At 34.6% G+C, this 22,249-nt stretch carries 34 protein-coding genes; all 34 read left to right on the top strand.

Features of this window, described 5'->3' with window-relative positions; all coding sequences use genetic code 11:
- Window positions 1–29 precede the first annotated feature (29 nt).
- The 34 genes from JQN76_RS13945 to JQN76_RS13785 all read left to right on the top strand — a co-directional run bounded on the left by JQN76_RS13945 (window position 30) and on the right by JQN76_RS13785 (window position 22,241).
- A complete protein-coding gene (locus JQN76_RS13945; RefSeq protein ID WP_000148329.1) occupies window positions 30–923 on the top strand; it encodes a DnaD domain-containing protein in 894 nt (297 codons plus the stop codon).
- 6 nt (window positions 924–929) lie between these two features.
- Window positions 930–1,148, top strand: a complete 219-nt coding sequence (locus JQN76_RS13940) for a DUF3269 family protein (RefSeq protein ID WP_000338528.1) — start codon at window positions 930–932, stop codon at window positions 1,146–1,148.
- An 8-nt stretch (window positions 1,149–1,156) separates the two neighbouring features.
- Window positions 1,157–1,561, top strand: coding sequence for a RusA family crossover junction endodeoxyribonuclease (locus JQN76_RS13935; RefSeq protein WP_000401964.1), 405 nt, complete (start codon window positions 1,157–1,159; stop codon window positions 1,559–1,561).
- Between the two features lie 12 nt (window positions 1,562–1,573).
- On the top strand, window positions 1,574–1,942 hold the full coding sequence (locus JQN76_RS13930; protein ID WP_000101270.1) for an SA1788 family PVL leukocidin-associated protein: 369 nt from the start codon (window positions 1,574–1,576) through the stop codon (window positions 1,940–1,942).
- A 3-nt stretch (window positions 1,943–1,945) separates the two neighbouring features.
- Window positions 1,946–2,188, top strand: a complete 243-nt coding sequence (locus JQN76_RS13925; protein WP_000131377.1) for a phi PVL orf 51-like protein — start codon at window positions 1,946–1,948, stop codon at window positions 2,186–2,188.
- A gap of 13 nt (window positions 2,189–2,201) precedes the next feature.
- On the top strand, window positions 2,202–2,588 hold the full coding sequence (locus tag JQN76_RS13920) for a hypothetical protein (protein ID WP_000693615.1): 387 nt from the start codon (window positions 2,202–2,204) through the stop codon (window positions 2,586–2,588).
- A complete protein-coding gene (locus JQN76_RS14235; protein ID WP_000983954.1) occupies window positions 2,585–2,779 on the top strand; it encodes a hypothetical protein in 195 nt (64 codons plus the stop codon). The genes JQN76_RS13920 and JQN76_RS14235 overlap by 4 nt, the downstream gene beginning before the upstream one ends.
- Window positions 2,776–3,225 (top strand): YopX family protein, encoded by a 450-nt coding sequence (locus JQN76_RS13915; RefSeq protein ID WP_000982708.1) that lies wholly within the window; start codon window positions 2,776–2,778, stop codon window positions 3,223–3,225. Before JQN76_RS14235 ends, JQN76_RS13915 begins: the two co-directional genes overlap by 4 nt.
- The gene (locus JQN76_RS13910; RefSeq protein ID WP_001105621.1) at window positions 3,222–3,506 is read left to right on the top strand and encodes a hypothetical protein; all 285 of its coding nucleotides are present in this window, start codon (window positions 3,222–3,224) and stop codon (window positions 3,504–3,506) included. The genes JQN76_RS13915 and JQN76_RS13910 overlap by 4 nt, the downstream gene beginning before the upstream one ends.
- Window positions 3,499–3,747, top strand: coding sequence for a type II toxin-antitoxin system toxin HigB (gene higB / locus JQN76_RS13905; protein WP_001065083.1), 249 nt, complete (start codon window positions 3,499–3,501; stop codon window positions 3,745–3,747). Before JQN76_RS13910 ends, higB begins: the two co-directional genes overlap by 8 nt.
- On the top strand, window positions 3,740–4,276 hold the full coding sequence (locus JQN76_RS13900; protein WP_000185669.1) for a dUTP diphosphatase: 537 nt from the start codon (window positions 3,740–3,742) through the stop codon (window positions 4,274–4,276). Before higB ends, JQN76_RS13900 begins: the two co-directional genes overlap by 8 nt.
- Before the next feature lie 36 nt (window positions 4,277–4,312).
- Window positions 4,313–4,519 carry a DUF1381 domain-containing protein gene (locus tag JQN76_RS13895; RefSeq protein WP_000195810.1) on the top strand — a complete coding sequence of 69 codons (207 nt, stop codon included), beginning with the start codon at window positions 4,313–4,315 and terminating at the stop codon, window positions 4,517–4,519.
- Window positions 4,516–4,665 (top strand): transcriptional activator RinB, encoded by a 150-nt coding sequence (gene rinB, locus JQN76_RS13890; RefSeq protein WP_000595267.1) that lies wholly within the window; start codon window positions 4,516–4,518, stop codon window positions 4,663–4,665. The genes JQN76_RS13895 and rinB overlap by 4 nt, the downstream gene beginning before the upstream one ends.
- A gap of 158 nt (window positions 4,666–4,823) precedes the next feature.
- Window positions 4,824–5,474, top strand: coding sequence for a hypothetical protein (locus JQN76_RS13885; RefSeq protein WP_001005262.1), 651 nt, complete (start codon window positions 4,824–4,826; stop codon window positions 5,472–5,474).
- Window positions 5,474–5,674: a DUF1514 family protein gene (locus JQN76_RS13880; protein ID WP_000265041.1), complete on the top strand. Its 201-nt coding sequence runs from the start codon at window positions 5,474–5,476 to the stop codon at window positions 5,672–5,674. The genes JQN76_RS13885 and JQN76_RS13880 overlap by 1 nt, the downstream gene beginning before the upstream one ends.
- A 22-nt stretch (window positions 5,675–5,696) precedes the next feature.
- Window positions 5,697–6,185 carry a hypothetical protein gene (locus JQN76_RS13875; protein ID WP_205397776.1) on the top strand — a complete coding sequence of 163 codons (489 nt, stop codon included), beginning with the start codon at window positions 5,697–5,699 and terminating at the stop codon, window positions 6,183–6,185.
- Between the two features lie 114 nt (window positions 6,186–6,299).
- The gene (locus tag JQN76_RS13870; protein ID WP_000406187.1) at window positions 6,300–6,752 is read left to right on the top strand and encodes a nucleoside triphosphate pyrophosphohydrolase family protein; all 453 of its coding nucleotides are present in this window, start codon (window positions 6,300–6,302) and stop codon (window positions 6,750–6,752) included.
- Between the two features lie 15 nt (window positions 6,753–6,767).
- Complete coding sequence (locus tag JQN76_RS13865) at window positions 6,768–7,112, top strand: HNH endonuclease (protein ID WP_000817289.1); 345 nt, start codon at window positions 6,768–6,770, stop codon at window positions 7,110–7,112.
- Window positions 7,113–7,241: 129 nt separating this feature from the next.
- Window positions 7,242–7,709, top strand: a complete 468-nt coding sequence (locus tag JQN76_RS13860; protein ID WP_000919026.1) for a phage terminase small subunit P27 family — start codon at window positions 7,242–7,244, stop codon at window positions 7,707–7,709.
- A 2-nt stretch (window positions 7,710–7,711) separates the two neighbouring features.
- Window positions 7,712–9,406 (top strand): terminase large subunit, encoded by a 1,695-nt coding sequence (locus JQN76_RS13855; protein ID WP_000133306.1) that lies wholly within the window; start codon window positions 7,712–7,714, stop codon window positions 9,404–9,406.
- A gap of 13 nt (window positions 9,407–9,419) precedes the next feature.
- A complete protein-coding gene (locus JQN76_RS13850) occupies window positions 9,420–9,620 on the top strand; it encodes a hypothetical protein (protein ID WP_001836552.1) in 201 nt (66 codons plus the stop codon).
- Between the two features lie 5 nt (window positions 9,621–9,625).
- A complete protein-coding gene (locus JQN76_RS13845) occupies window positions 9,626–10,876 on the top strand; it encodes a phage portal protein (RefSeq protein ID WP_000511068.1) in 1,251 nt (416 codons plus the stop codon).
- Window positions 10,869–11,453 carry an HK97 family phage prohead protease gene (locus JQN76_RS13840; protein ID WP_000032525.1) on the top strand — a complete coding sequence of 195 codons (585 nt, stop codon included), beginning with the start codon at window positions 10,869–10,871 and terminating at the stop codon, window positions 11,451–11,453. The genes JQN76_RS13845 and JQN76_RS13840 overlap by 8 nt, the downstream gene beginning before the upstream one ends.
- 87 nt (window positions 11,454–11,540) lie before the next feature.
- Window positions 11,541–12,788: a phage major capsid protein gene (locus tag JQN76_RS13835; protein WP_000849950.1), complete on the top strand. Its 1,248-nt coding sequence runs from the start codon at window positions 11,541–11,543 to the stop codon at window positions 12,786–12,788.
- Window positions 12,789–12,823: 35 nt separating this feature from the next.
- Window positions 12,824–12,982, top strand: a complete 159-nt coding sequence (locus JQN76_RS13830) for a hypothetical protein (RefSeq protein WP_001252099.1) — start codon at window positions 12,824–12,826, stop codon at window positions 12,980–12,982.
- A gap of 8 nt (window positions 12,983–12,990) precedes the next feature.
- Window positions 12,991–13,323 (top strand): head-tail connector protein, encoded by a 333-nt coding sequence (locus JQN76_RS13825; RefSeq protein WP_001177483.1) that lies wholly within the window; start codon window positions 12,991–12,993, stop codon window positions 13,321–13,323.
- Window positions 13,310–13,645, top strand: coding sequence for a phage head completion protein (locus JQN76_RS13820; RefSeq protein WP_000975314.1), 336 nt, complete (start codon window positions 13,310–13,312; stop codon window positions 13,643–13,645). Before JQN76_RS13825 ends, JQN76_RS13820 begins: the two co-directional genes overlap by 14 nt.
- Window positions 13,645–14,022 (top strand): HK97-gp10 family putative phage morphogenesis protein, encoded by a 378-nt coding sequence (locus JQN76_RS13815; protein WP_000501244.1) that lies wholly within the window; start codon window positions 13,645–13,647, stop codon window positions 14,020–14,022. The genes JQN76_RS13820 and JQN76_RS13815 overlap by 1 nt, the downstream gene beginning before the upstream one ends.
- Entirely contained in the window at window positions 14,019–14,399 is a 381-nt protein-coding gene (locus JQN76_RS13810) for a hypothetical protein (protein WP_000611452.1), read from the top strand. The genes JQN76_RS13815 and JQN76_RS13810 overlap by 4 nt, the downstream gene beginning before the upstream one ends.
- Window positions 14,400–15,353 carry a major tail protein gene (locus tag JQN76_RS13805; protein ID WP_000570652.1) on the top strand — a complete coding sequence of 318 codons (954 nt, stop codon included), beginning with the start codon at window positions 14,400–14,402 and terminating at the stop codon, window positions 15,351–15,353. It begins immediately after the preceding gene.
- A 64-nt stretch (window positions 15,354–15,417) separates the two neighbouring features.
- A complete protein-coding gene (gene gpG / locus JQN76_RS13800) occupies window positions 15,418–15,864 on the top strand; it encodes a phage tail assembly chaperone G (protein ID WP_000442601.1) in 447 nt (148 codons plus the stop codon).
- A 59-nt stretch (window positions 15,865–15,923) separates the two neighbouring features.
- Window positions 15,924–16,046 (top strand): phage tail assembly chaperone GT, encoded by a 123-nt coding sequence (gene gpGT, locus JQN76_RS13795; RefSeq protein WP_000570353.1) that lies wholly within the window; start codon window positions 15,924–15,926, stop codon window positions 16,044–16,046.
- 55 nt (window positions 16,047–16,101) lie between these two features.
- Window positions 16,102–20,751 carry a phage tail tape measure protein gene (locus JQN76_RS13790; protein WP_001836551.1) on the top strand — a complete coding sequence of 1,550 codons (4,650 nt, stop codon included), beginning with the start codon at window positions 16,102–16,104 and terminating at the stop codon, window positions 20,749–20,751.
- Window positions 20,751–22,241 carry a phage distal tail protein gene (locus JQN76_RS13785; protein WP_001154317.1) on the top strand — a complete coding sequence of 497 codons (1,491 nt, stop codon included), beginning with the start codon at window positions 20,751–20,753 and terminating at the stop codon, window positions 22,239–22,241. The genes JQN76_RS13790 and JQN76_RS13785 overlap by 1 nt, the downstream gene beginning before the upstream one ends.
- Window positions 22,242–22,249: the final 8 nt, after the last annotated feature.

Raw genomic sequence — 22,249 nt, 5'->3', positions numbered from 1 at the left:
TTTAACCGGTTTGAAAGTGAGGTGTGTATATGACTGGTTGGATAAGTATTGATCGCTCAATTCAAAATCATTGGCTATTTAAAGAAAAGAGAACATTTTCAAAGTTTGAAGCATGGATATATTTACTCATGGAAGCGAATCATTCAAAGGCAAAAGTGCCTATTGGAAACCAAATTGTAACCGTAGAAAGAGGACAAAGATTAACATCGATTTTGACCTTGTCTGACCTTTTTAACTGGTCACGATTTAAAGTGAAAACCTTCCTTGACTTACTCGAGAGTGATGGAATGTTAGAAGTCAAAACAACATCAAAATATACCCTTATAACCATTGTCAATTATGACTTTTATCAAAGTGAGCAGGGAAGGAACCAACATCAAAACGACATCAAACCAACATCAAAACAACATCAGTCAAACATCAATCCAACATCAAAACAACATCAAACCAACACAAACAATAATGATAATAAAGATAATAATGAAAAGAATGTGAATAATGAGAAGAAGAAGGCAGCTGCCTTCGACTTCTTCCAAGATAACGGATTCGGTTTCATAACTCCTTACAATTTAGACGATTTAAATTACTATCTTGATTCATTTGAAAATGATTCAGATCAAATAGTTACCGCATCACTTAAAATCGCTAAAGACAGAAATAAAGTTACTTGGGGATATGCTAAAAGCATTTTGAATACATGGCTTAATGCAAACTTGAAATCTATTGAACAAGTACGTGCATTTGAAAAGCAACAACTGGAAAGCAAAAAGCAAACTAATAAACCTTATGTTAAACCATCGAAAGAAAAAACACCCAAATGGCTCACAGACAGCACGAGAGAAACGAAAACGCCGGAAGTAGATGAAAACCTTGAGAAAGACAGAGAAGCTTTTATTAAGCGTCTAAATAGCAAATGGGAGTGATTGAAAATGGATGCATTTGATAAATACTATCTATTTGATCATGACGGCAACAAAATGTTTTCAGTTACACCACATTTTAAAGATGGTCGGCATTTAGTTGTTGGAATAAAAGAAACAAAATTTAATGGTCGTCGTTGGTATTTAGACGATTATGAATTAAATACACTTATTGATAATGAACAAATGGAGTTAGGACACCAAACAAGCTTATTTGAATATATATGAGGGATTACATGGAGATAGAAATTAAATTTAATGAAGTGTTTAATGCGCCGATGGGGTCGCCCCGTCCACGCTTTCGTAAAACAGGTAGATTTGTTCAAACTTACATGCCAACGTCTTACACAAAGCATAAAGCGTATATACAAGGGCAAATGCCTAAGTTAAATCTAGAGCGCGCACTAAAAATCGAATTAGACTTTTACTTTCCATTGCTTAAATCGTGGTCGAAGAAAAAGAAAAGCGAAATGGTTGGGCAGTATAAAGTGACTAAGCCGGATATCGACAACTTAATTAAAACGGTATTAGATGCTTGTAATGGCCATGTATGGAAAGACGATAACCAAATTACAGAAATAACTAGCTCAAAGCGTTATGGAATTGAGCCCAAAATAATCATACGAATAGAAGAAATATAAGAGGTGGATAAAATGGCGAGAAAAGCAAGAATTGTAACAATAAACGATAAACCTTATAGGTTCAGTAAATTTGAAATGGAATTAATAGAAAGTCACGGTATAACCGCTGGAATGGTTTCTAAGAGAGTAAAAGACGGTTGGGAACTACATGAAGCAATGGACGCACCAGAAGGTACGCGTTTAAGCGAGTACAGAGAAAAGAAAACAATAGAAAGACTGGAACAAGCTAGACTCGAACGCAAATTGGAAAGAAAGCAAAAGAAAGAGGCTGAGCTAAGAAGAAAGAAGCCACATTTGTTTAATGTACCACAGAAACATCCAAGAGGACGTTATGCGTGCTACCTGATGGAAAACGACATATTCGTGAAAGTTAAGAAGTAGATCATGACAGATAACGCACGCAAAGAATACCTAAATCAATTCTTTGGATCTAAGAGATATCTGTATCAGGATAACGAACGAGTGGCACATATTCATGTAGTAAACGGCACTTATTACTTTCATGGGCATATCGTACCAGGTTGGCAAGGCGTTAAAAAGATGTTTGATACAGCAGAAGAGCTCGAAACATATATAAAGCAACATGGTTTGGAATACGAGGAACAGAAGCAACTAACTTTATTTTAGAGGAGATATAAAAATGAAAATCAAATTTAAAAAAGAAATGACATTAGATGAATTAATTAAGTGGGCATGGGAGAACCCTGAATTAGTAAGAGGAGAGAAATTTTATGCGCAAGGCAAGAGTAATGAAACATATGTGTATTTCCATCTTTACGACGGAAGAAAGTGCATCTTAAGAGAATATATATCAGCCGATGACACTTTTGAAGTCGAATATGAAGAGGAAATCACGGAAGAAACTGTAATACCGAAGTTAGTAAAAATGTACAAAGACGGAAAAATGTCCGTTTACAATGACTATTCGATTAAGCGTTCTTTGCTTTATTCCCCTAAAGCATACTATATCTTAAACGACGACCTAACTATGACGTTAATCTGGAAAGATGGGGAGTTGGTAGAATGATGCAAACCTATAAAGTAAGTCTTTGTATCAAGTTCTTAGCGTCTAAATGTAATTATAAATTAAAAAAGCATTATTTTGTGCAAAGTACGAATGAGGAAGAAGCCACGAATACGGTATTAAAACTGACTCGTAAAAAGCTCCCGTTCCAAACTGCAAGCATAGAGGTCGAAAAAGTGGAGGTAGTAGTATGATGCCGAAATATCGAGTGTGGGACGAATATACAGGAAGAATACACGATGTTGTAGGATTCGACTTCATTGAGACTGAAGTTCACTATGAAAACTACGCGGAAGCAGAAGCTTTAATACATGCAAGAGATTTTAAAGATGTAGAACTTATGCAAAGTACAGGACTTAAAGACAAAAACAACAACGAAATATATGCGGGAGATATAGTTGAGTTTGAAGATGAAATATTAGAGATGCCAGACGATGAATCTGTAATAGGAACAATTAATAGAGCAGTAATATCTATTGATGTTGTAAATGGTATTCAATTAAAAGATTTTATGTTTGAGGGCGCAGTCTCCGAAAATGATTACTTTGAGTATATAGACATAAAATCCTTCCTTAGATATGACTGTGAGGTTAAAGGCAACATATTTGAATCATCACATTTATTGGAGGTAACAGAATGAACTATGAAACAGGGGTCCAACTAGGTGTAATGGACGCTAGGTTGAAGAAGATGAGAAAACAACGTGATGAGTACAAGAAGCAACGTGATGAGCTTATTGGGGATATAGGTAAGTTAAGAGAACGCAACAAAGAGCTGGAGAAGAAAGCAAGTGCATGGGATAGGTATTGCAAGAGCGTTGAAAAAGATTTAATAAACGAATTTGGCAAAGATGGTGAAAGAGTTAAATTTGGAATGGAATTAAACAATAAAACTTTTATGGAGGAAGACACTAATGAATAACCGTGAACAAATAGAACAATCCGTTATAAGTGCTAGTGCGTATAACGGCAATGACACAGAGGGATTACTAAAAGAGATTGAGGACGTATATAAGAAAGCGCAAGCGTTTGATGAAATACTTGAGGGAATGACAAATGCTATTCAACATTCAGTTAAAGAAGGTATTGAACTTGATGAAGCAGTAGGGATTATGACGGGTCAAGTTGTCTATAAATATGAGGAGGCACAGGAAAATGACTAACACATTAACAATTGATCAGTTACAAGAGTTATTACAAATACAAAAGGAGTTCGACGATAGAATACCAACGCTGAACTTACGAGATAGCAAAATAGCATATGTAGTTGAATTCTTTGAATGGTTTAATACATTGGAAACGTTTAAGAACTGGAAGAAGAAACCAGGTAAGCCGTTAGACGTACAACTTGATGAATTAGCTGACATGTTGGCGTTTGGATTGAGTATTGCGAATCAAGTAGGAGTGTCATCAGAAGAGATAAAAGAAGCGATTGAATCAAGTTTTAAAGATACAGAATTTCACAAAATGTTTAATTTTAAAGATAAAGAATTTGCTCAAGACGCAGTTGTTAGTACACCACAGATAATATTCAAAGAATTTTATCCCGACCAACAAGCAATTGTTATAGTGATAGACATAGCTTACAACTTATATTCTATCGACCAACTCATTGACGCATACAAAAAGAAAATGAAAAGGAATCATGAAAGACAAGATGGAACAGCAGACGCAGGAAAAGGATACGTGTAAAGACATATTAGATCGAGTCAAGGAGGTTTTGGGGAAGTGACACAATACCTAGTCACAACATTCAAAGATTCAACAGGACGCAAGCATACACACATAACTAAAGCTAAGAGCAATCAAAGGTTTACAGTTGTTGAGGCAGAGAGTAAAGAAGAAGCGAAAGAGAGGTACGAGGCGCAAGTTAAAAGAGGTGCAGTTATTAAAGTGGGTCAGTTGTTTGAAAATATAAGGGAGTGTGGGAAATGATTAAGCAAATACTAAGATTATTATTCCTACTAGCAATGTACGAGTTAGGTAAGTATGTAACTGAGCAAGTATATATTATGATGACGGCTAATGATGATGTAGAGGCGTCGAGTGATTACGTCTTTCGAGCGGAGGTGAGTGAATAATGAGAATATTTATTTATGATTTGATCGTTTTGCTGTTTGCTTTCTTAATATCCATATATATTATTGATGATGGAGTGATAATAAATGCATTAGGAATTTTTGGTATGTATAAAATTATAGATTCCTTTTCAGAAAATATTATAAAGAGGTAGATAAAAATGAACGAGCAAATAATAGGAAGCATATATACTTTAGCAGGAGGTGTTGTGCTTTATTCAGTTAAAGAGATTTTTAGGTATTTTACAGATTCTAACTTACAACGTAAAAAAATCAATTTAGAACAAATATATCCGATATATTTAGATTGTTTTAAAAAGGCTAAAAAGATGATTGGAGCTTATATTATTCCAACAGAACAGCATGAATTTTTAGATTTTTTTGATATTGAAGTCTTTAATAATTTAGATAAGCAAAGTAAAAAAGCGTATGAAAATGTTATTGGATTTAGACAAATGATTAATTTATCAAATAGAGTTAAGGCAATGGAAGATTTTAAGATGAGTTTCAACAATGAATTTAGTACAAATCAGATTTTTTTTAATCCTTCTTTTGTTATGGAAACAATTGCTATTATAAATGAATATCAAAAAGATATATCTTATTTAAAAAATATAATTAATAAAATGAATGAAAATAGAGCTTATAATCATATTGATAGTTTTATCACTTCAGAGTACCGACGAAAAATAAACGATTATAATCTTTATCTTGATAAATTTGAAGAACAGTTTAGTCAAAAGTTTAAAATAAACAGAACTTCGATAAAAGAAAGAATTATTATTAATTTAAACAAGAGGAGATTTAAATGATGTGGATTACTATGACTATTGTATTTGCTATATTGCTATTAGTTTGTATCAGTATTAATAGTGATCGTGCAAGAGAGATACAAGCACTCAGATATATGAATGATTATCTACTTGATGAAGTAGTTAAAACTAAAGGATACAACGGGTTAGAAGAATACAGGATTGAATTGAAGCGAATGAATAACGATATTAAAAAGTAATTTATATTATCGGAGGTATTGCATGTATAACAGGAAAGAAATACGTGAAATGATAGATAACTACAAGTGGATGAAGAACATAATAGACAGTAAAGTCTACGATAACGAAAGTACATCAATTGCACAATATGGTTATCAATCTGCGATGCCAAAAGCTAAAGGCACGACTAGCAATAAAGTGTTAGTGAAAGTTATAAACAAAAACAAAGCGCTTAGAAAGTACGATTACTTGATTAAGAAGATAGCGTTCATTGATGAATATGAAGAATACATCACGAATGAAAAAGATTATCATATTTTACAAATGTTAAAACAACGAGAAAGCCATAATAGGATTATGAGTATTCTTGATATAGGCAGAGACAATTTTTATTCTAGAGTAAAAGATATAGTAAATATACTTTATAACTTGCAACAAGAAACCGACACATCGTACACATCGGACAGTTCGGACACATCGTACAAATCGTACACATCGGACACATCGTACAAATCGTACACATCGGACTAATTTTGATGCTACATATTGTTTTTTATTATAATTGCTATGTAGCAAAACATTTATATTTATTTTGAACTCTCACATTAAGTGAGGGTTTTTATTTTTATAAACAAGAGGTGGAGAATGGAGATATCAAAGTACCAAGAGATAGCTACACGTACACACAATGATGAATTGAATTTAAATGAATCTATTACTTGTTACGGCTTAGGTTTAACTCAATCTACAGACAATGTTACAGATCTAATTAAACAGCATATGTTTTGTAATGTACCGATAGATAAAGGAATTATGATAAATGAACTTAGCGAAGCATTGTGGAATATAGCTAATCTTACTAACGTGTTAGGTATTAACTTGGATGAGATAGCTGGTCATAGTGTTAACACTATCTTGATGAATAAACCTAATCAGACTATCAATTTAGACAATGGTATAAAACAAGGAGACAAAGTATTGTTTCAAGGTAGTAAGTATCTTGTTGATGGATCGATAGGAAACTTATTGTTAATTAGCAATGATAAAGATGATAGACAAGTAACTGTGCAAGATGTTAAGAAAGTCGACAAGGAGTGATGTGCATTGTCTATTATGAAGCGATGTGGTCATCCAACATGTAATGTATTGATTAATCATAATGAAAGTTATTGTGATAAACACAAGCAATATGCAAATGAAAATTACAATGATTTGAGACGTCGAAACGATCCAGAGTATTTAAGATTTTATAAATCGAAAACGTGGCAAAACATGCGTCGAATTGTATTGTTAGAACATGATTTTATTTGTGTTTCTTGTGGCAATCAAGCGACTATGGTTGACCATATTGTACCAACAAAAATTGATTGGGCAAGAAGATTAGACAAAAGTAATTTACAGCCTTTGTGTGATGCTTGCCATAACCAAAAGACAAAAGAAGATTTGAAGAAATATTAAAAAAGATAAAAATAGGAAGTCCCCCCAAAGATGAAACGGGCGTCAATGAAAGGTTCTGGAGAACGGAGCAGAGTTTTCTTCTCAAAAAATTCCCTTTATTTAAGTTTTTTTAGTAGGAGGTGCTAATTTATGGCGGGTAGACCTAAGAAGCTTTTGTCAAATTCGAACAAGAATTATACAAAAGAAGAAATTATTGAAAAAGAGCGTCAAGAAGCTCAATTAAATAAATTTTCTAAAATCGATACTGAACCACCGCACTTTTTAGATGAAATAGCGAAACAAGAATACTTAAGAATATTACCGCACATGCAAGAATTGCCAATTTCCAACTTAGATAAAGCACAATTAGCACAATATTGTAGTTTTTATAGTGACTTTGTTAAAGCAAGTTTGATTTTAGAGCGCGAAGACTTGATTTTAGAAGACGACAAAGGAAATCAAAAGGTTAATCCGGCGTTCAACATAAAGGAAAAAGCGGGTATTCGATTGCAACAAACAGCTAATACTTTAGGATTAACTATTGATAGCCGATTGCGTATTATGGTTCCTGATGAAAAAGAAGATGATGATCCATATATGGAATTTGTGAGTGATTAGTAATGACTGATTATGTTACTAAATACGCAAAAAAGGTAGTTTCAGGAGAAATTTTGGCAAGTTTGAAGAATATTCAAGTATGTAAACGTCACCTATCTTTTATGGAGAACCCGCCGAATGGTTGCCATTGGGATAATCATTTGTCTAACAAAGCAATTAAATTTGTGGAAATGCTTCCAGACCCTAAAACAAACCAGCCCATGCCTCTTATGGAGTTTCAGAAATTCATTGTTGGGAGCTTATACGGCTGGCGTAGAGGTCAATACAGAATGTTTACTAAAGCTTATATAAGTATGGCTAGAAAACAAGGTAAGTCTCTAATCGTATCGGGAATGTCCGTTAACGAACTGTTGTTTGGACAATACCCTAAATTTAATAGACAAATTTATGTAGCTTCATCTACTTATAAGCAAGCGCAAACAATATTCAAGATGGCAAGCCAACAAGTAAACCTAATGCGAAGTAAAAGCAAGTTTATCCGTGAAAAAACAGACGTAAGAAAGACAGACATTGAAGATGTATTAAGTAGTTCAGTGTTTGCACCTCTTTCCAATAACCCAGATGCGGTTGATGGTAAAGATCCTACAGTTGTTATTTTGGACGAATTGGCAAGTATGCCTGATGATGAGATGTACTCAAGGTTTAAAACAGGTATGACATTACAAAAAAATCCTTTAACCCTACTTGTTTCAACGGCCGGAGACAATTTAAATAGTCAAATGTACCAAGAGTATAAGTATATTAAACGTATTTTAAATGAAGAAGTAAGAGCTGATAATTACTTTGTATATTGTGCTGAAATGGATTCACAAGAAGAAGTTCAAGATGAAACAAAGTGGATTAAAGCAATGCCGCTTTTAGAATCAAAAGAACATAGAAAAACTATACTTCAAAATGTAAAAGCTGATATACAAGACGAATTAGAAAAAGGGACATCATATCATAAGATTTTGATTAAAAACTTCAATTTATGGCAAGCGCAAAGAGAAGATAGCTTGCTAGATATTTCAGATTGGGAACAAGTAATAACGCCTATGCCTAATATCAATGGTAAAGATGTGTATATAGGTGTCGACTTATCGAGATTGGATGACTTAACATCTGTAGGGTTTATTTTCCCTAACGACGATAAAAAAGTGTTTTTACATAGTCATTCTTTCATTGGATTAAGAACAAACTTAGAACAAAAATCTAAGAGAGACAAAATAAATTATGAATTAGCGATTGAACGTGGCGAAGCTGAGACTACACAATCAGATAGCGGCATGATTGATTATAAACAAGTTATCGATTTTATAGTGAAATTTATAACGACGCATGACCTGAATGTACAGGCTGTTTGCTATGACCCTTGGAATGCGCAAAGTTTTATAACAACAATCGAATCAATGGCTTTAGATTGGCCACTCATTGAAGTGGGACAAAGTTTTAAGGCGTTATCACAATCTATTAAAGAATTTAGAATGTGGGTTGCAGATGAAAGAATACAGCATAACGATAATATGTTACTTACAACATCAGTTAATAATGCCGTTTTGATTCGTGACGGAGAAGACAATGTGAAAATAAATAAAAAAATGAATCGTCAAAAAATAGATCCGATTATTTCGATTATCACAGCTTTCACTGAAGCTAGAATGCACGAATTCCAAGAAAATTGGACGGAGAAATATGAAAGCGAAGAATTCGGATTTTAAAGGTGGTGACAAAATGGACTTGAATAAAATAAATGTCTTTTTTAATTTCTTGGTTGCTAATTTGGTTAGCATCCTTTTTTTATTAGGTTTGTTTGTGGTTAATGTTTCTGTGTATAAAGCATTCGGTCAAAATATAGGACTTTTATGCATTGGTATAACACTGATTGTTGTTTCGTTGATTTTAAATCATGAAAGCAATCAAGAAAGGAGTTAGTAGTTGTGGGGATTTTTTATAAAAATGAAAAACGAGACTTGCAATACAACGAAGATGATTTGCAAATGATGGTTCAAACTTTGCCAGGTTTTCAAGGAACAAAATTACGACAATATAAAGATATAGAAGCAATTAGGCATAGCGACATCTTTACTGCAGTTATGATGATTGCTTCTGATTTGGCGCGCATGCCAATTAGGGTGACAGTGAACGGCCAAATTAATTATAGTGACAGGATTGTTAATTTGTTAAATACACGTCCTAACCCAATGTATAACGGCTATATATTCAAATTAGTAGTGTTTGTTAGTGCCTTACTAACATCGCACGGCTATATTGAAATTACACGTGATAAAACAGGAGAACCTATGAATTTAACGTTCAGAAAGACATCCGAAATAGAATTGAAATCAGACGCAAGAGGTCGACTGTATTATTTTCATCAAAGGATAGACAGTAACGGAAATAATATAGAACGTAATGTTAAGTTTGAGGATATGCTAGACATCAAATTTTATTCGTTGGATGGTATAAATGGTTTGTCACTGTTAGACACATTAAGTCGCACGATAGAATCAGATAACAATGGAAAAGATTTCCTTAATAATTTCTTGCGAAATGGCACACATGCTGGTGGTATTTTGAAAATGAAAGGTGTATTAGATAATAAAAAAGCAAGAGACCGTGCCAGAGAAGAATTTCACAAAAGTTTTAGTGGAACTAAACAAGCTGGGAAAGTTGTCGTACTCGATGAATCAATGACGTTTGATCAATTAGAAGTTGATACAGAAGTTTTAAAGCTTATCAGAGAAAACAAATCATCAACAAGAGAAATAGCAGGTGTATTTGGTATTCCATTGCATAAGTTCGGCATAGAAACAGCGAACATGAGTATCACGGATGCTAATTTAGATTACTTATCAACTTTAAAACCTTATATTACATGCGTTTGTGCAGAATTGAATTTTAAGTTTAATGATGAATATGTGAATCGTGAATTTAAATTTGATACCACTGAAATACGAGTTGTTGATGAAAAAACACAAGCTGAAATTGACAAAATTAACATTGATTCTGGAAAGATGAATATCGATGAAATTAGACAACGTGATGGATTAGCGCCAATATCAGGCGGTAATGGTAGCATTCACAGAGTCGATTTAAACCATGTAAATATTGAACTTGTAGATGAGTATCAGATGAATAAATCGAGAGCTACTGATAAAAAATTGAAAGGTGGTGAGGAAAATGAGTAAGGAAACGAGAGTTGGCAACATTATTGAGGTACGCTCAAATGATAACAACGAAATGGTCATAGAGGGGTATGCGTTAAAGTTTGACACTTGGTCTGAAAATCTTGGTGGATTCAAAGAAACGATTTCACGTCGCGCTTTAGAAAACACTGATTTATCTGATGTGCGTTGTTTAGTAGATCATATCCCATCGCAAATAATTGGTAGGACAAAATCGGGTACTTTGGAGCTCGAAACTGATGATGTTGGACTTAAATATCGTTGTAAGTTACCAAACACAACATTTGCACGTGATTTATATGAGAACATGCGTGTAGGCAACATCAATCAATGTTCGTTTGGTTTTATGCTTGACGATAAAGGCGATGAAGTGCGTTTTGATGAACAAGAAAACATTTACAAACGTACTTTAACAGCAATTCGTGAACTTACAGATGTTTCTGTAGTGACTTATCCGGCTTACAAAGACACTGATGTTAAACCAGCATTACGTAGTATTGAAACCGTTAAAAAAGAACAACGTAAAAAAGAATTAGAAATAAGACTAAAGAAACACTCTATATTAAATAATATTTGGTGAAGTTGAACACCATTATCAAATACAGCCATTGGACATGCTGAATATAGCGATGTCTATTTTTTTATGCCAATTTTAGGAGGAAATTAAATGAAAACAAAAGAAGAGTTACAATCTGAGATTTCAGACATTAAAAGACAAATTGATTTAAAGGTGAAGTATGCAACGAGAGCACTTAATAACGATGAGTTAGAAAAAGCAGAAAAATTAGAACAAGAAATTACTGATTTACGTTCTCAAATCCAAGAAAAACAAGAAGAATTAGATAAGCTAAAAGAAAAAGATGGAACTTCAGAAAACAATCAACAATCAGTGGAAGTAAACGAAGCACGTACTTATCGAAACCAAGCAAACATTAATGATTTAGGTATTTCGATTCAAAACACAAAGGTAACATCACAAGAAGTTAGAGATTTTACTGAATATCTTGAAACACGCAATGATATTCAAGGTGGTTCGTTAAAAACAGACTCAGGATTTGTAGTTATTCCAGAGGAAATTGTTACAGATATTTTAAAATTAAAAGAGGTTGAGTTTAATCTTGATAAGTATGTGACGGTCAAACGTGTTACAAATGGTTCTGGTAAATATCCGGTAGTACGACAATCAGAAGTTGCAGCCCTTGAAAAAGTTGAAGAATTAGAAGAAAACCCTGAATTAGCAGTTAAACCATTCTTCCAATTAGCATATGACATTAATACACACCGTGGTTACTTCCGAATTTCACGTGAAGCAATCGAAGATGCAAAAGTGAATGTTTTGCAAGAATTGAAACTATGGATGGCGCGAACTATTGCAGCAACACGAAACAAAGCAATTATTGATGTTATCACTAAAGGATCAACGGGTTCTACAAGTTCAGGTTTTGAAAAAGAAGGCAAGAAATTAGAAGTTAAAAAAGCAAAATCTTTAGATGATATTAAAGATGCTATTAACCTGAATGTTAAGCCAAATTACGAACATAATGTTGCGATTGTTTCGCAAACTATGTTTGCAAAATTAGACAAAATGAAAGATAAGCTAGGAAACTATTTAATCCAGCCAGATGTTAAAGAAAAAACGCAACAGCGTTTATTAGGAGCTAAAATCGAAATTTTACCTGATGAAGTACTAGGGCAAAAAGGTAATAACACTTTGATTATCGGTAACTTAAAAGATGCGATTGTTTTATTTGACCGCTCTCAATACCAAGCATCATGGACTGACTACATGCATTTCGGAGAATGTTTAATGATTGCTGTACGTCAAGACTGTAGAATTCTAGATTATAAATCAGCAATTGTGATTGAATATGATGATAGTGAACGCGGTGAAGGCGATCTTGGCTTAGAAGCATAATAAGCGCTCGATACTTTATAAAGAGGTGATAAACTATGGCAATGTATGAAGTGAAGAAATCTTATACTGACTTGGAAAAAGGCCAGTATTTAAAGTCAGGTAAACGTGTTGAAATGACAGTAAAACGTGCTGAATATGTTAACAAAAAGCTGAAAGAGCATGGAGTAATACTTGAAAGAGTAAAAGAAGAATAGGTGATTGAATGCAATTAACAGCTGAGGAACTTAAGTTATTAAAAAAGCATTGCAAAATAGATCACAATTCAGAGGACGACTTATTAGAAATATATTACTCTTGGGCATTCCATGAAATAGCTAGCGCTGTTACGGATGAACCAAGTAAATATATTGATTGGTTTAAAAGTCATCCTCTATTTGCTCGTGCTATATACCCTTTAGCAAGTTACTATTTTGAAAACCGTATTGCTTATTTGGATAGGGATTTATCGCTTGCGCCACATATGGTTTTAAGTACGGTGCATAAATTGAGAGGTTCATTTGAGCAATTTTTGGAGAGTGAAAATGATGAAATTTAATTCCAATAAATTAAATGAACGTATAGATTTTTGTGAAGATGTAAGCGAGAGAGTGAACGGAAATCCGATGAAACCGAAGACGAAAATATTATACTCTTGTTTCGCTTGCATTCAAGAATCTAAAGAATCCGACACTCAAACGAATCTCAATACAGGTAGCAAATTCATTAAAACTATTATTATCAGAGATACACGAGGTGATTATAAACCAACAAATAAGCATTACGTCTTGCATGAAGGGCAAAGATTTAACATCAAATATGTAAAGCCAGATTATCAAGATAAATCTTATTTGCGTATCTATGGCGAGGTGGTCATTTAATGGGGGCAAGAATTGAAAGTAATAACATCGAACAAGGTTTGAAAAATGCAGTTTTAAAAATGAATTTAAATAGTAATGTAATTGTCAAAGCTGGGGCTATGTCATTAGTCCCGCTTTTAAAAAGTAATACACCTTTTGCGAATACTAAAAAGCATGCTCGCGATCACATAGCTGTTTCTAATGTGAAAACAGACAGACACACAAGTGAGAAAATCGTTACAATTGGTTACGCTAAAGGCGTCTCACATCGTATTCATGCAACAGAATTTGGAACAATGTACCAAAAACCACAATTGTTTATAACAAAAACAGAAAAGCAAGGGAAAAACAAAGTTTTAAAAACAATGCTTGATACTGCTAAGAGGTTGCAAAAATGATTAATGTTACCAAATTAATTAGAAACGCTATTATTGCAAATAACATTACAGATGAAGTGAATGTGTTTAACTACACTATAGATGACCATTTTCACGAAAAAACTGACAAGCCTATTATTCGTATATATCCCTTACCGTTCAATCCTGACACATACGCTGATGATAACGAGATTTCAAGAGAATACCATTACCAAATTGATGTTTGGTGGTCTCAAGATGAACCGAACGAGCAAGCAGAAAAAATTGTTGAGTTACTCAAAGTGATAAATTTTCAATGTTATTACAGAGAACCGTTATACGAGAGTGACGTCATGTCATTCAGACATATTATAAGAGCAAAAGGCTCGATTTTATCAATGAAATTGGAGGAAAATTAAATGATTGAAAAATTGAAACAAGCACCAAGATTTTTAAAATTAAACTTACAACATTTTGCAGATACAGGAGTTTCGGGTATCGCAATTGGGGTATCAAACTTTTATTATGCACCTATTTTAAAAGATACAGAAAATGAATGGGAAACTGGAGCTGGCACACGTATTCGTTTCTTAAAAGAAATTGAAGTAGACCGTCCACAAGATACCGAGGAAGATTATGGGGATGATATGGTCGCAGCAACTGCTGTATCTAATGGTAAACTAAGTGTTAAGACAACATTTGTTACTGTTCCTGCTGACGATAAGGCGTTCTTGAATGGCGCTAAAAAAGGTGTAGGTGGTTATAAATATGGAGCTAAGGATATCCCGCCAGATGTAGCGATTGTATTTGAAAGACGTAATCATGATGAGTCTTCAGAATGGGTTGGCTTGTTCAAAGGTAAATTCACTCGTTCAAGCATCAAAGGGCAAACAAAACAAGATAAAGTTGAATTCCAGAATGACGACGTAGAAGGCAATTTTATTGATCGTTTGTTTGATGAGAGCTCGCATGTTACTGGCTATGATAAAAAAGGAAGCACTACAGGGCGCGATTATGTATTCATGGAAACATTTGGTAAAACTTATGATGAATTCATGTCTAGTCGAGGAGAACAAAATATGGAACCTGTAGAAAAAGAAATGAAAAAAACAGAAAAAGTTGAAGTCACTTCTGTAAACGTCACTGATGAACAAGTTACAGTTAAAGTTGATGCTACTAAACAACTATCAGCCACAACCGAACCATCTGGACAGAAAGTAACTTATGCAGTGACTGAGGGGCAAACGTATGCTAGCGTAACATCAACTGGCCTCGTTAAAGGTTTGGCGGAAGGTAATGCGACCGTTACAGCGACTGCAGGAAAGCAAACTGATACTGTGCAAATTACAGTACAATCTAATTTAGAAATGTAAGTTTTGAGGGCTTAACGCCCTCTTTTTATTTTGGCCAAATTAAAAAGAAAGTAGGAATTTAATAATGGAACGTACATCAATTGAATTAATTACAGGATTTACAAAAACAGGAAAGCCGCAATATCAAAAGTATTTAGCGAAGCCGATTATTACTTTGTTTGAAACAATTCAAGGTTCAAAATTAGGTTTGAAACTTAACAAAGCCTTTAAGGGGGCTGATTTTAAAGATCTAACAGAAGAAGAATTTAATAACTTAAGTGTGACAGAACAGGAAGAATACAAAAACAAGCAAGAAGAATACGAAAACAACATGGCTGTACAAATGGAAGTATTAGAAGAAGTTTTGGATTTCATCGTTGAAGCTTTTGATAATCAATTTACCAGTATAGAACTTCAAAAAGGATTACCAAATGGTCAAGAAGGTATTGAAAAGATTGGACAGTTAATTGGACGAATTACAGGTGGGGAACCTAGCGATACAAAAAAGTTCGTGACAGAGAATCAGAAATAAGAAAAGAAGATTTAACACCTGAAGCTGTCTACAACAATTACAGGAAAATAGCTAAAGATTTGATAGAAAAAGGCATGGATGCAGAAAAAGTGGCTAACATGCCGATACACTTCTTTTTAGACATTGTCGAATCGAAGATTGAAACAAAGCGAACTGCGAAAAGTTTTAAAGATATTTTTTAATCAGCCTTTAAAGGTTGATTTTTTATTTACATCTTGGAAGAAAGGAGGTTTTTAAATGCCTAATCCTATAGGTAATATGGTCATAAAGGTTGATTTAGATGGTTCTGGATTCAATAGAGGTGTGACAGGTTTAAATAGGCAAATGAAAATGGTTTCGCGTGAGCTTTCGGCTAATTTATCACAATTTTCTAGATATGATAATTCATTAGAAAAGTCGAAGATAAAAGTCGAAGGTTTGAGTAAAAAACAAAAAGTTCAAGCCCAGATTACTAAAGAGCTGAAAGATAGTTATGACAAACTTAGTAAAGAAACTGGTGAAAACAGTGCAAAGACACAAGCTGCGGCTGCTAAATACAATGAAGCTTACGCTAAATTAAACCAATATGAGCGAGAGTTAAACCAAGCCACACAAGAATTAAAAGACATGCAAAGAGAGCAGAAAGCATTAAATACTGCAATGGGAAAACTTGGTACCAACTTTAATAATTTTGGTCCTAAACTTCAAGAAATTGGTAACAGTATGAAAAATGTAGGCCGTAACATGACTATGTATGTAACTGCGCCGGTGGTTGCTGGGTTTGCTGTAGCAGCTAAAAAAGGTATTGAATTCGATGACAGTATGAGAAAAGTTAAAGCAACTTCAGGTGCTACTGGGGAAGAGTTTGAAGCTTTGAAGAAAAAGGCTCGCGAAATGGGTGCAACAACAAAATTTAGTGCATCAGATTCGGCTGAAGCATTAAATTACATGGCACTTGCTGGTTGGGATTCTAAGCAAATGATGGAAGGTTTAAGCGGAGTTATGGATTTAGCGGCAGCATCTGGCGAAGAACTGGGAGCAGTAAGTGACATTGTTACAGATGGACTAACGGCATTTGGTTTAAAAGCAAAGGATAGTGGTCATTTTGCGGACGTTTTAGCACAAACTAGCTCGAAGGCAAATACGGATGTTAGAGGGCTCGGAGAAGCTTTTAAATATGTCGCTCCTGTAGCAGGTGCGTTAGGTTACACGATTGAAGATACATCTATTGCGATAGGTTTAATGAGTAATGCTGGTATCAAAGGTGAAAAAGCAGGTACAGCGTTACGAACAATGTTCACCAATCTTTCAAGTCCAACTAGAGCTATGGGGAATGAAATGGAACGCTTAGGAATATCTATTACAGATAGTAATGGGAAAATGATTCCTATGCGAAAGCTTTTAGACCAACTGAGGGAAAAATTTAAACATCTTTCAAAAGACCAACAAGCTAGTTCTGCAGCTACAATATTTGGTAAAGAAGCGATGTCAGGAGCATTAGCGATTATAAATGCTTCTGATGAAGACTATCAAAAGTTAACCAAATCTATAGATTCATCTACCGGCGCATCTAAAAGAATGGCCGATACAATGGAATCTGGTTTAGGTGGGAAATTAAGAACTTTAAGGTCGCAATTAGAAGAACTAGCCCTAACGATTTATGACAGAATAGAACTAGCACTAAAGATTATAGTAAGTGCTTTTAGCAAAGTAGTGACATGGGTTACTAAATTACCAACGTCAATTCAATTAGCGGTTGTTGGGTTTGGATTATTTGTAGCAGTTTTAGGTCCTTTAGTTTTTATGTTCGGTTTATTTATCAGCGTGATGGGGAATGCAATGACAGTTTTAGGACCCTTGTTAATAAACGTTAATAAAGCTAGTGGTTTATTCGCGTTTTTAAGAACTAAAATCGCATCACTTGTTAAACTATTTCCGATTTTAGGTGTGTCGATATCAAGTTTAACGTTGCCTATAACATTAATTGTAGGTGCATTAGTTGGTATTGGCATAGCTTTCTATCAAGCTTATAAACGTTCAGAAACTTTTAGAAATATTGTAAATCAGGCAATCTCTGGTGTAGCAAACGCATTTAAAGCAGCTAAACTAGCGTTACAAGGTTTCTTTGATTTATTCAAAGGTGATAGTAAAGGCGCGGTTACCCTAGAGAAGATATTTCCACCCGAAACTGTAGCAGGAATACAAAATGTAGTTAATACGATTAGAACAACTTTCTTTAAAGTAGTTGATGCAATCGTTGGTTTCGCCAAAGAGATAGGCGCTCAATTAGCCTCTTTCTGGAAAGAGAACGGCTCAGAAATAACACAAGCTTTGCAAAATATAGCTGGTTTCATTAAAGCAACCTTTGAATTTATTTTTAACTTTATTATTAAACCAATCATGTTTGCGATTTGGCAAGTGATGCAATTTATTTGGCCGGCGGTTAAAGCTTTGATTGTCAGCACTTGGGAAAATATCAAAGGTGTAATACAAGGGGCTATTAATATTATTTTGGGTATTATCAAAGTGTTCTCTAGTCTTTTCACAGGAAACTGGCGAGGCGTTTGGGACGGCATTGTAATGATACTGAAAGGTACTGTGCAGTTAATTTGGAATTTAATACAACTGTGGTTTATAGGTAAAATTCTAGGTGTAGTGAGATACTTTGGTGGATTACTTAAAGGTTTAATAACTATTATATGGGTTGCTATAATAGGCGTTTTCAAGAAATCATTATCGGCAATTTGGAATGCAACAAAAAGTATTTTTGGTTTCTTATTCAATAGTGTTAAATCTATTTTCACTAATATGAAAAACTGGTTATCTAGTACGTGGAATAATATCAAAAGCAATACCGTCGGCAAGGCTCATTCGTTATTTACGGGTGTAAGGTCTAAATTCACAAGTTTATGGAATGCGACGAAAGATATATTTACTAAATTAAGAAATTGGATGTCAAACATCTGGAACTCTATTAAAGATAACACTGTAGGTATAGCTGGTCGCTTATGGGATAGAGTGCGTAACATCTTTGGAAGCATGCGTGACGGTTTAAAATCTATCATTGGTAAAATTAAAGATCATATCGGTGGTATGGTAGACGCTGTTAAAAGAGGTCTTAATAAATTAATTGAAGGTTTAAACTGGGTCGGTGGTAAGTTGGGTATGGACAAAATACCGAAGTTACACACTGGTACTGAACATACGCATACTACTACAAGATTAGTTAAGAACGGTAAGATTGCGCGGGATACGTTCGCTACGGTTGGGGATAAAGGACGTGGAAATGGTCCGAATGGTTTCAGAAATGAAATGATTGAATTCCCTAATGGCAAACGGGTACTTACGCCTAATACAGATACGACAGCGTACTTACCTAAAGGTTCAAAAGTATATAACGGCGCACAAACTTATTCAATGTTAAATGGAACGCTTCCAAGATTTAGCATAGGTACTATGTGGAAAGATATTAAATCCGGTGCATCATCGGCATTTAACTGGACAAAAGATCAAATAGGTAAAGGTACAAAGTGGCTTGGCGATAAAGTTGGTGATGTCATGGACTTTATCGATAATCCAGGCAAACTTTTAAATTATGTACTTCAAGCGTTTGGAGTTGATTTCAGTTCTCTAACTAAAGGTATGGGTATTGCTGGCGATATAACAAAAGCTGCATGGTCTAAGATTAAGAAAAGTGCAATCAAGTGGCTTGAGGATGCTTTCGCAGAGTCGGGTGATGGCGGTGTATTAGATATGAATAAATTACGTTACTTATACGGTCACACTGCTGCTTATACACGAGAAACCGGACGCCCATTCCATGAAGGTCTGGATTTTGATTACATTTACGAACCTGTTCCATCAACCATTAATGGTAGAGCACAAGTTATGCCTTTTCATAATGGTGGTTATGGAAAATGGGTGAAAATTGTAAAGGGCGCCTTAGAAGTTATTTATGCACATTTATCTAAATATAAAGTTAAAACTGGTCAACAAGTTAGGGTCGGCCAGACTGTTGGTATATCGGGGAATACGGGGTTTAGTACAGGACCTCACTTACATTATGAGATGCGTTGGAATGGAAGACATAGAGACCCGTTACCGTGGTTAAGAAAGAATAATGGGGGCGGCAAAAGTACACCCGGTGGTAATGGTGCAGCTAATGCTAGACGAGCTATTAAGGCTGCTCAAAATATTTTAGGAGGAAGGTATAAGGCGAGTTGGATTACTAACGAGATGATGCGTGTTGCGAGTCGTGAATCCAATTATACAGCTAATGCAGTCAATAATTGGGATAGCAACGCAAGAGCTGGTATACCTTCAAGAGGTATGTTCCAAATGATAGATCCTTCATTTAGAGCGTACGCAAAGTCGGGTTACAATAATCCTCTCAACCCAACTCATCAAGCTATATCGGCTATGAGATATATTGTGGGTAAATGGGTACCAAGAACAGGCTCATGGAGAGCTGCGTTCAAACGCGCTGGTGATTACGCATATGCTACTGGTGGCAAAGTCTATAACGGATTGTACCACTTAGGGGAAGAAGGATATCCAGAGTGGATAATACCTACTGATCCAAGTAGAGCGAACGAAGCACACAAATTATTAGCTTTAGCTGCTAACGATATTGATAACCGCTCTAAAAATAAGCGACCAAACAACTTACCAAATCCAAGTATAAGTAATAGTGATACAAACTATATTCATACATTGGAGAATAAACTGGATGCGGTTATTAATTGTTTGGTTAGTTTGGTTGAGTCTAATCAAGTTATTGCAGATAAGGATTACGAACCAGTTATTAATAAGTATGTGTTTGAAGATGAGGTAAATAATTCTATCGATAAACGAGAGCGTCACGAATCTACAAGAGTTAGATTTAGAAGAGGAGGCACGATAATCTAATGCAAGATACAATTCAAATAGACAATAAAACCATTGAATGGTTAGTTGTACAAAGAGGGTTTGAGATACCCTCTTTTAATTTTGTTACTGAAAAAGAAAGTGTGAAAGGTAGAACAGGTTCTATTGCTAAAGCTCGTTATCTAAATGATATCGAATTTGAATTACCTCTAATAATTAGAAATGAAGTCTTGGCGCCAGGTGGACAAAAAACGCATGACGATATATTGGAAGAGTTAGTTGAATTTTTTGATATTGACAATTTAAAGCCGAAAAAACTTAAATTCAAATCTCAAAACTGGTATTGGTTTGCATACTTTGATGGACCATTAAAATTACCGAAAAACCCAAGAGGTTCAGTGAAGTTCACTATCAAAGTAGTACTAACAGACCCTTACAAATATTCAGTAACAGGAAATAAAAATACTGCGATTTCAGACCAAGTTTCAGTTGTAAATAGTGGGACTGCTGACACTCCTTTAATTGTTGAAGCCCGAGCAATTAAACCATCTAGTTACTTTATGATCACTAAAAATGATGAAGATTATTTTATGGTTGGTGATGATGAGGTAACCAAAGAAGTTAAGGATTACATGCCTCCTGTTTATCATAGTGAGTTTCGTGATTTCAAAGGTTGGACTAAGATGATTACTGAAGATATTCCAAGTAATGATTTAGGTGGTAAGGTCGGCGGTGACTTTGTGATATCCAATCTTGGCGAAGGATATAAAGCAACTAATTTTCCTGATGCAAAAGGTTGGGTTGGTGCTGGCACGAAACGAGGGCTCCCTAAAGCGATGACAGATTTTCAAATTACCTATAAATGTATTGTTGAACAAAAAGGTAAAGGTGCCGGAAGAACAGCACAACATATTTATGATAGTGATGGTAAGTTACTTGCTTCTATTGGTTATGAAAATAAATATCATGATAGAAAAATAGGACATATTGTTGTTACGTTGTATAACCAAAAAGGAGACCCCAAAAAGATATACGACTATCAGAATAAACCGATAATGTATAACTTGGACAGAATCGTTGTTTATATGCGGCTCAGAAGAGTAGGTAATAAATTTTCTATTAAAACTTGGAAATTTGATCACATTAAAGACCCAGATAGACGTAAACCTATTGATATGGATGAGAAAGAGTGGATAGATGGCGGTAAGTTTTATCAGCGTCCAGCTTCTATCATAGCTATCTATAGTGCGAAGTATAACGGTTATAAGTGGATGGAGATGAATGGATTAGGTTCATTCAATACGGAGATTCTACCGAAACCGAAAGGCGCAAGGGATGTCATTATACAAAAAGGTGATTTAGTGAAAATAGATATGCAAGCAAAAAGTGTTGTCATCAATGAGGAACCAATGTTGAGCGAGAAATCGTTTGGAAGTAATTATTTCAATGTTGATTCTGGGTACAGTGAATTAATCATACAACCTGAAAACGTCTTTGATACGACGGTTAAATGGCAAGATAGATATTTATAGAAAGGAGA

The sequence above is a fragment of the Staphylococcus sp. SM3655 genome, from assembly GCF_016917315.1.
GTDB classification, from domain to species: domain Bacteria; phylum Bacillota; class Bacilli; order Staphylococcales; family Staphylococcaceae; genus Staphylococcus; species Staphylococcus aureus.
Note: the sequence above shows the minus strand (reverse complement) of the source record. Positions and strands in the feature narration are given on the sequence as shown.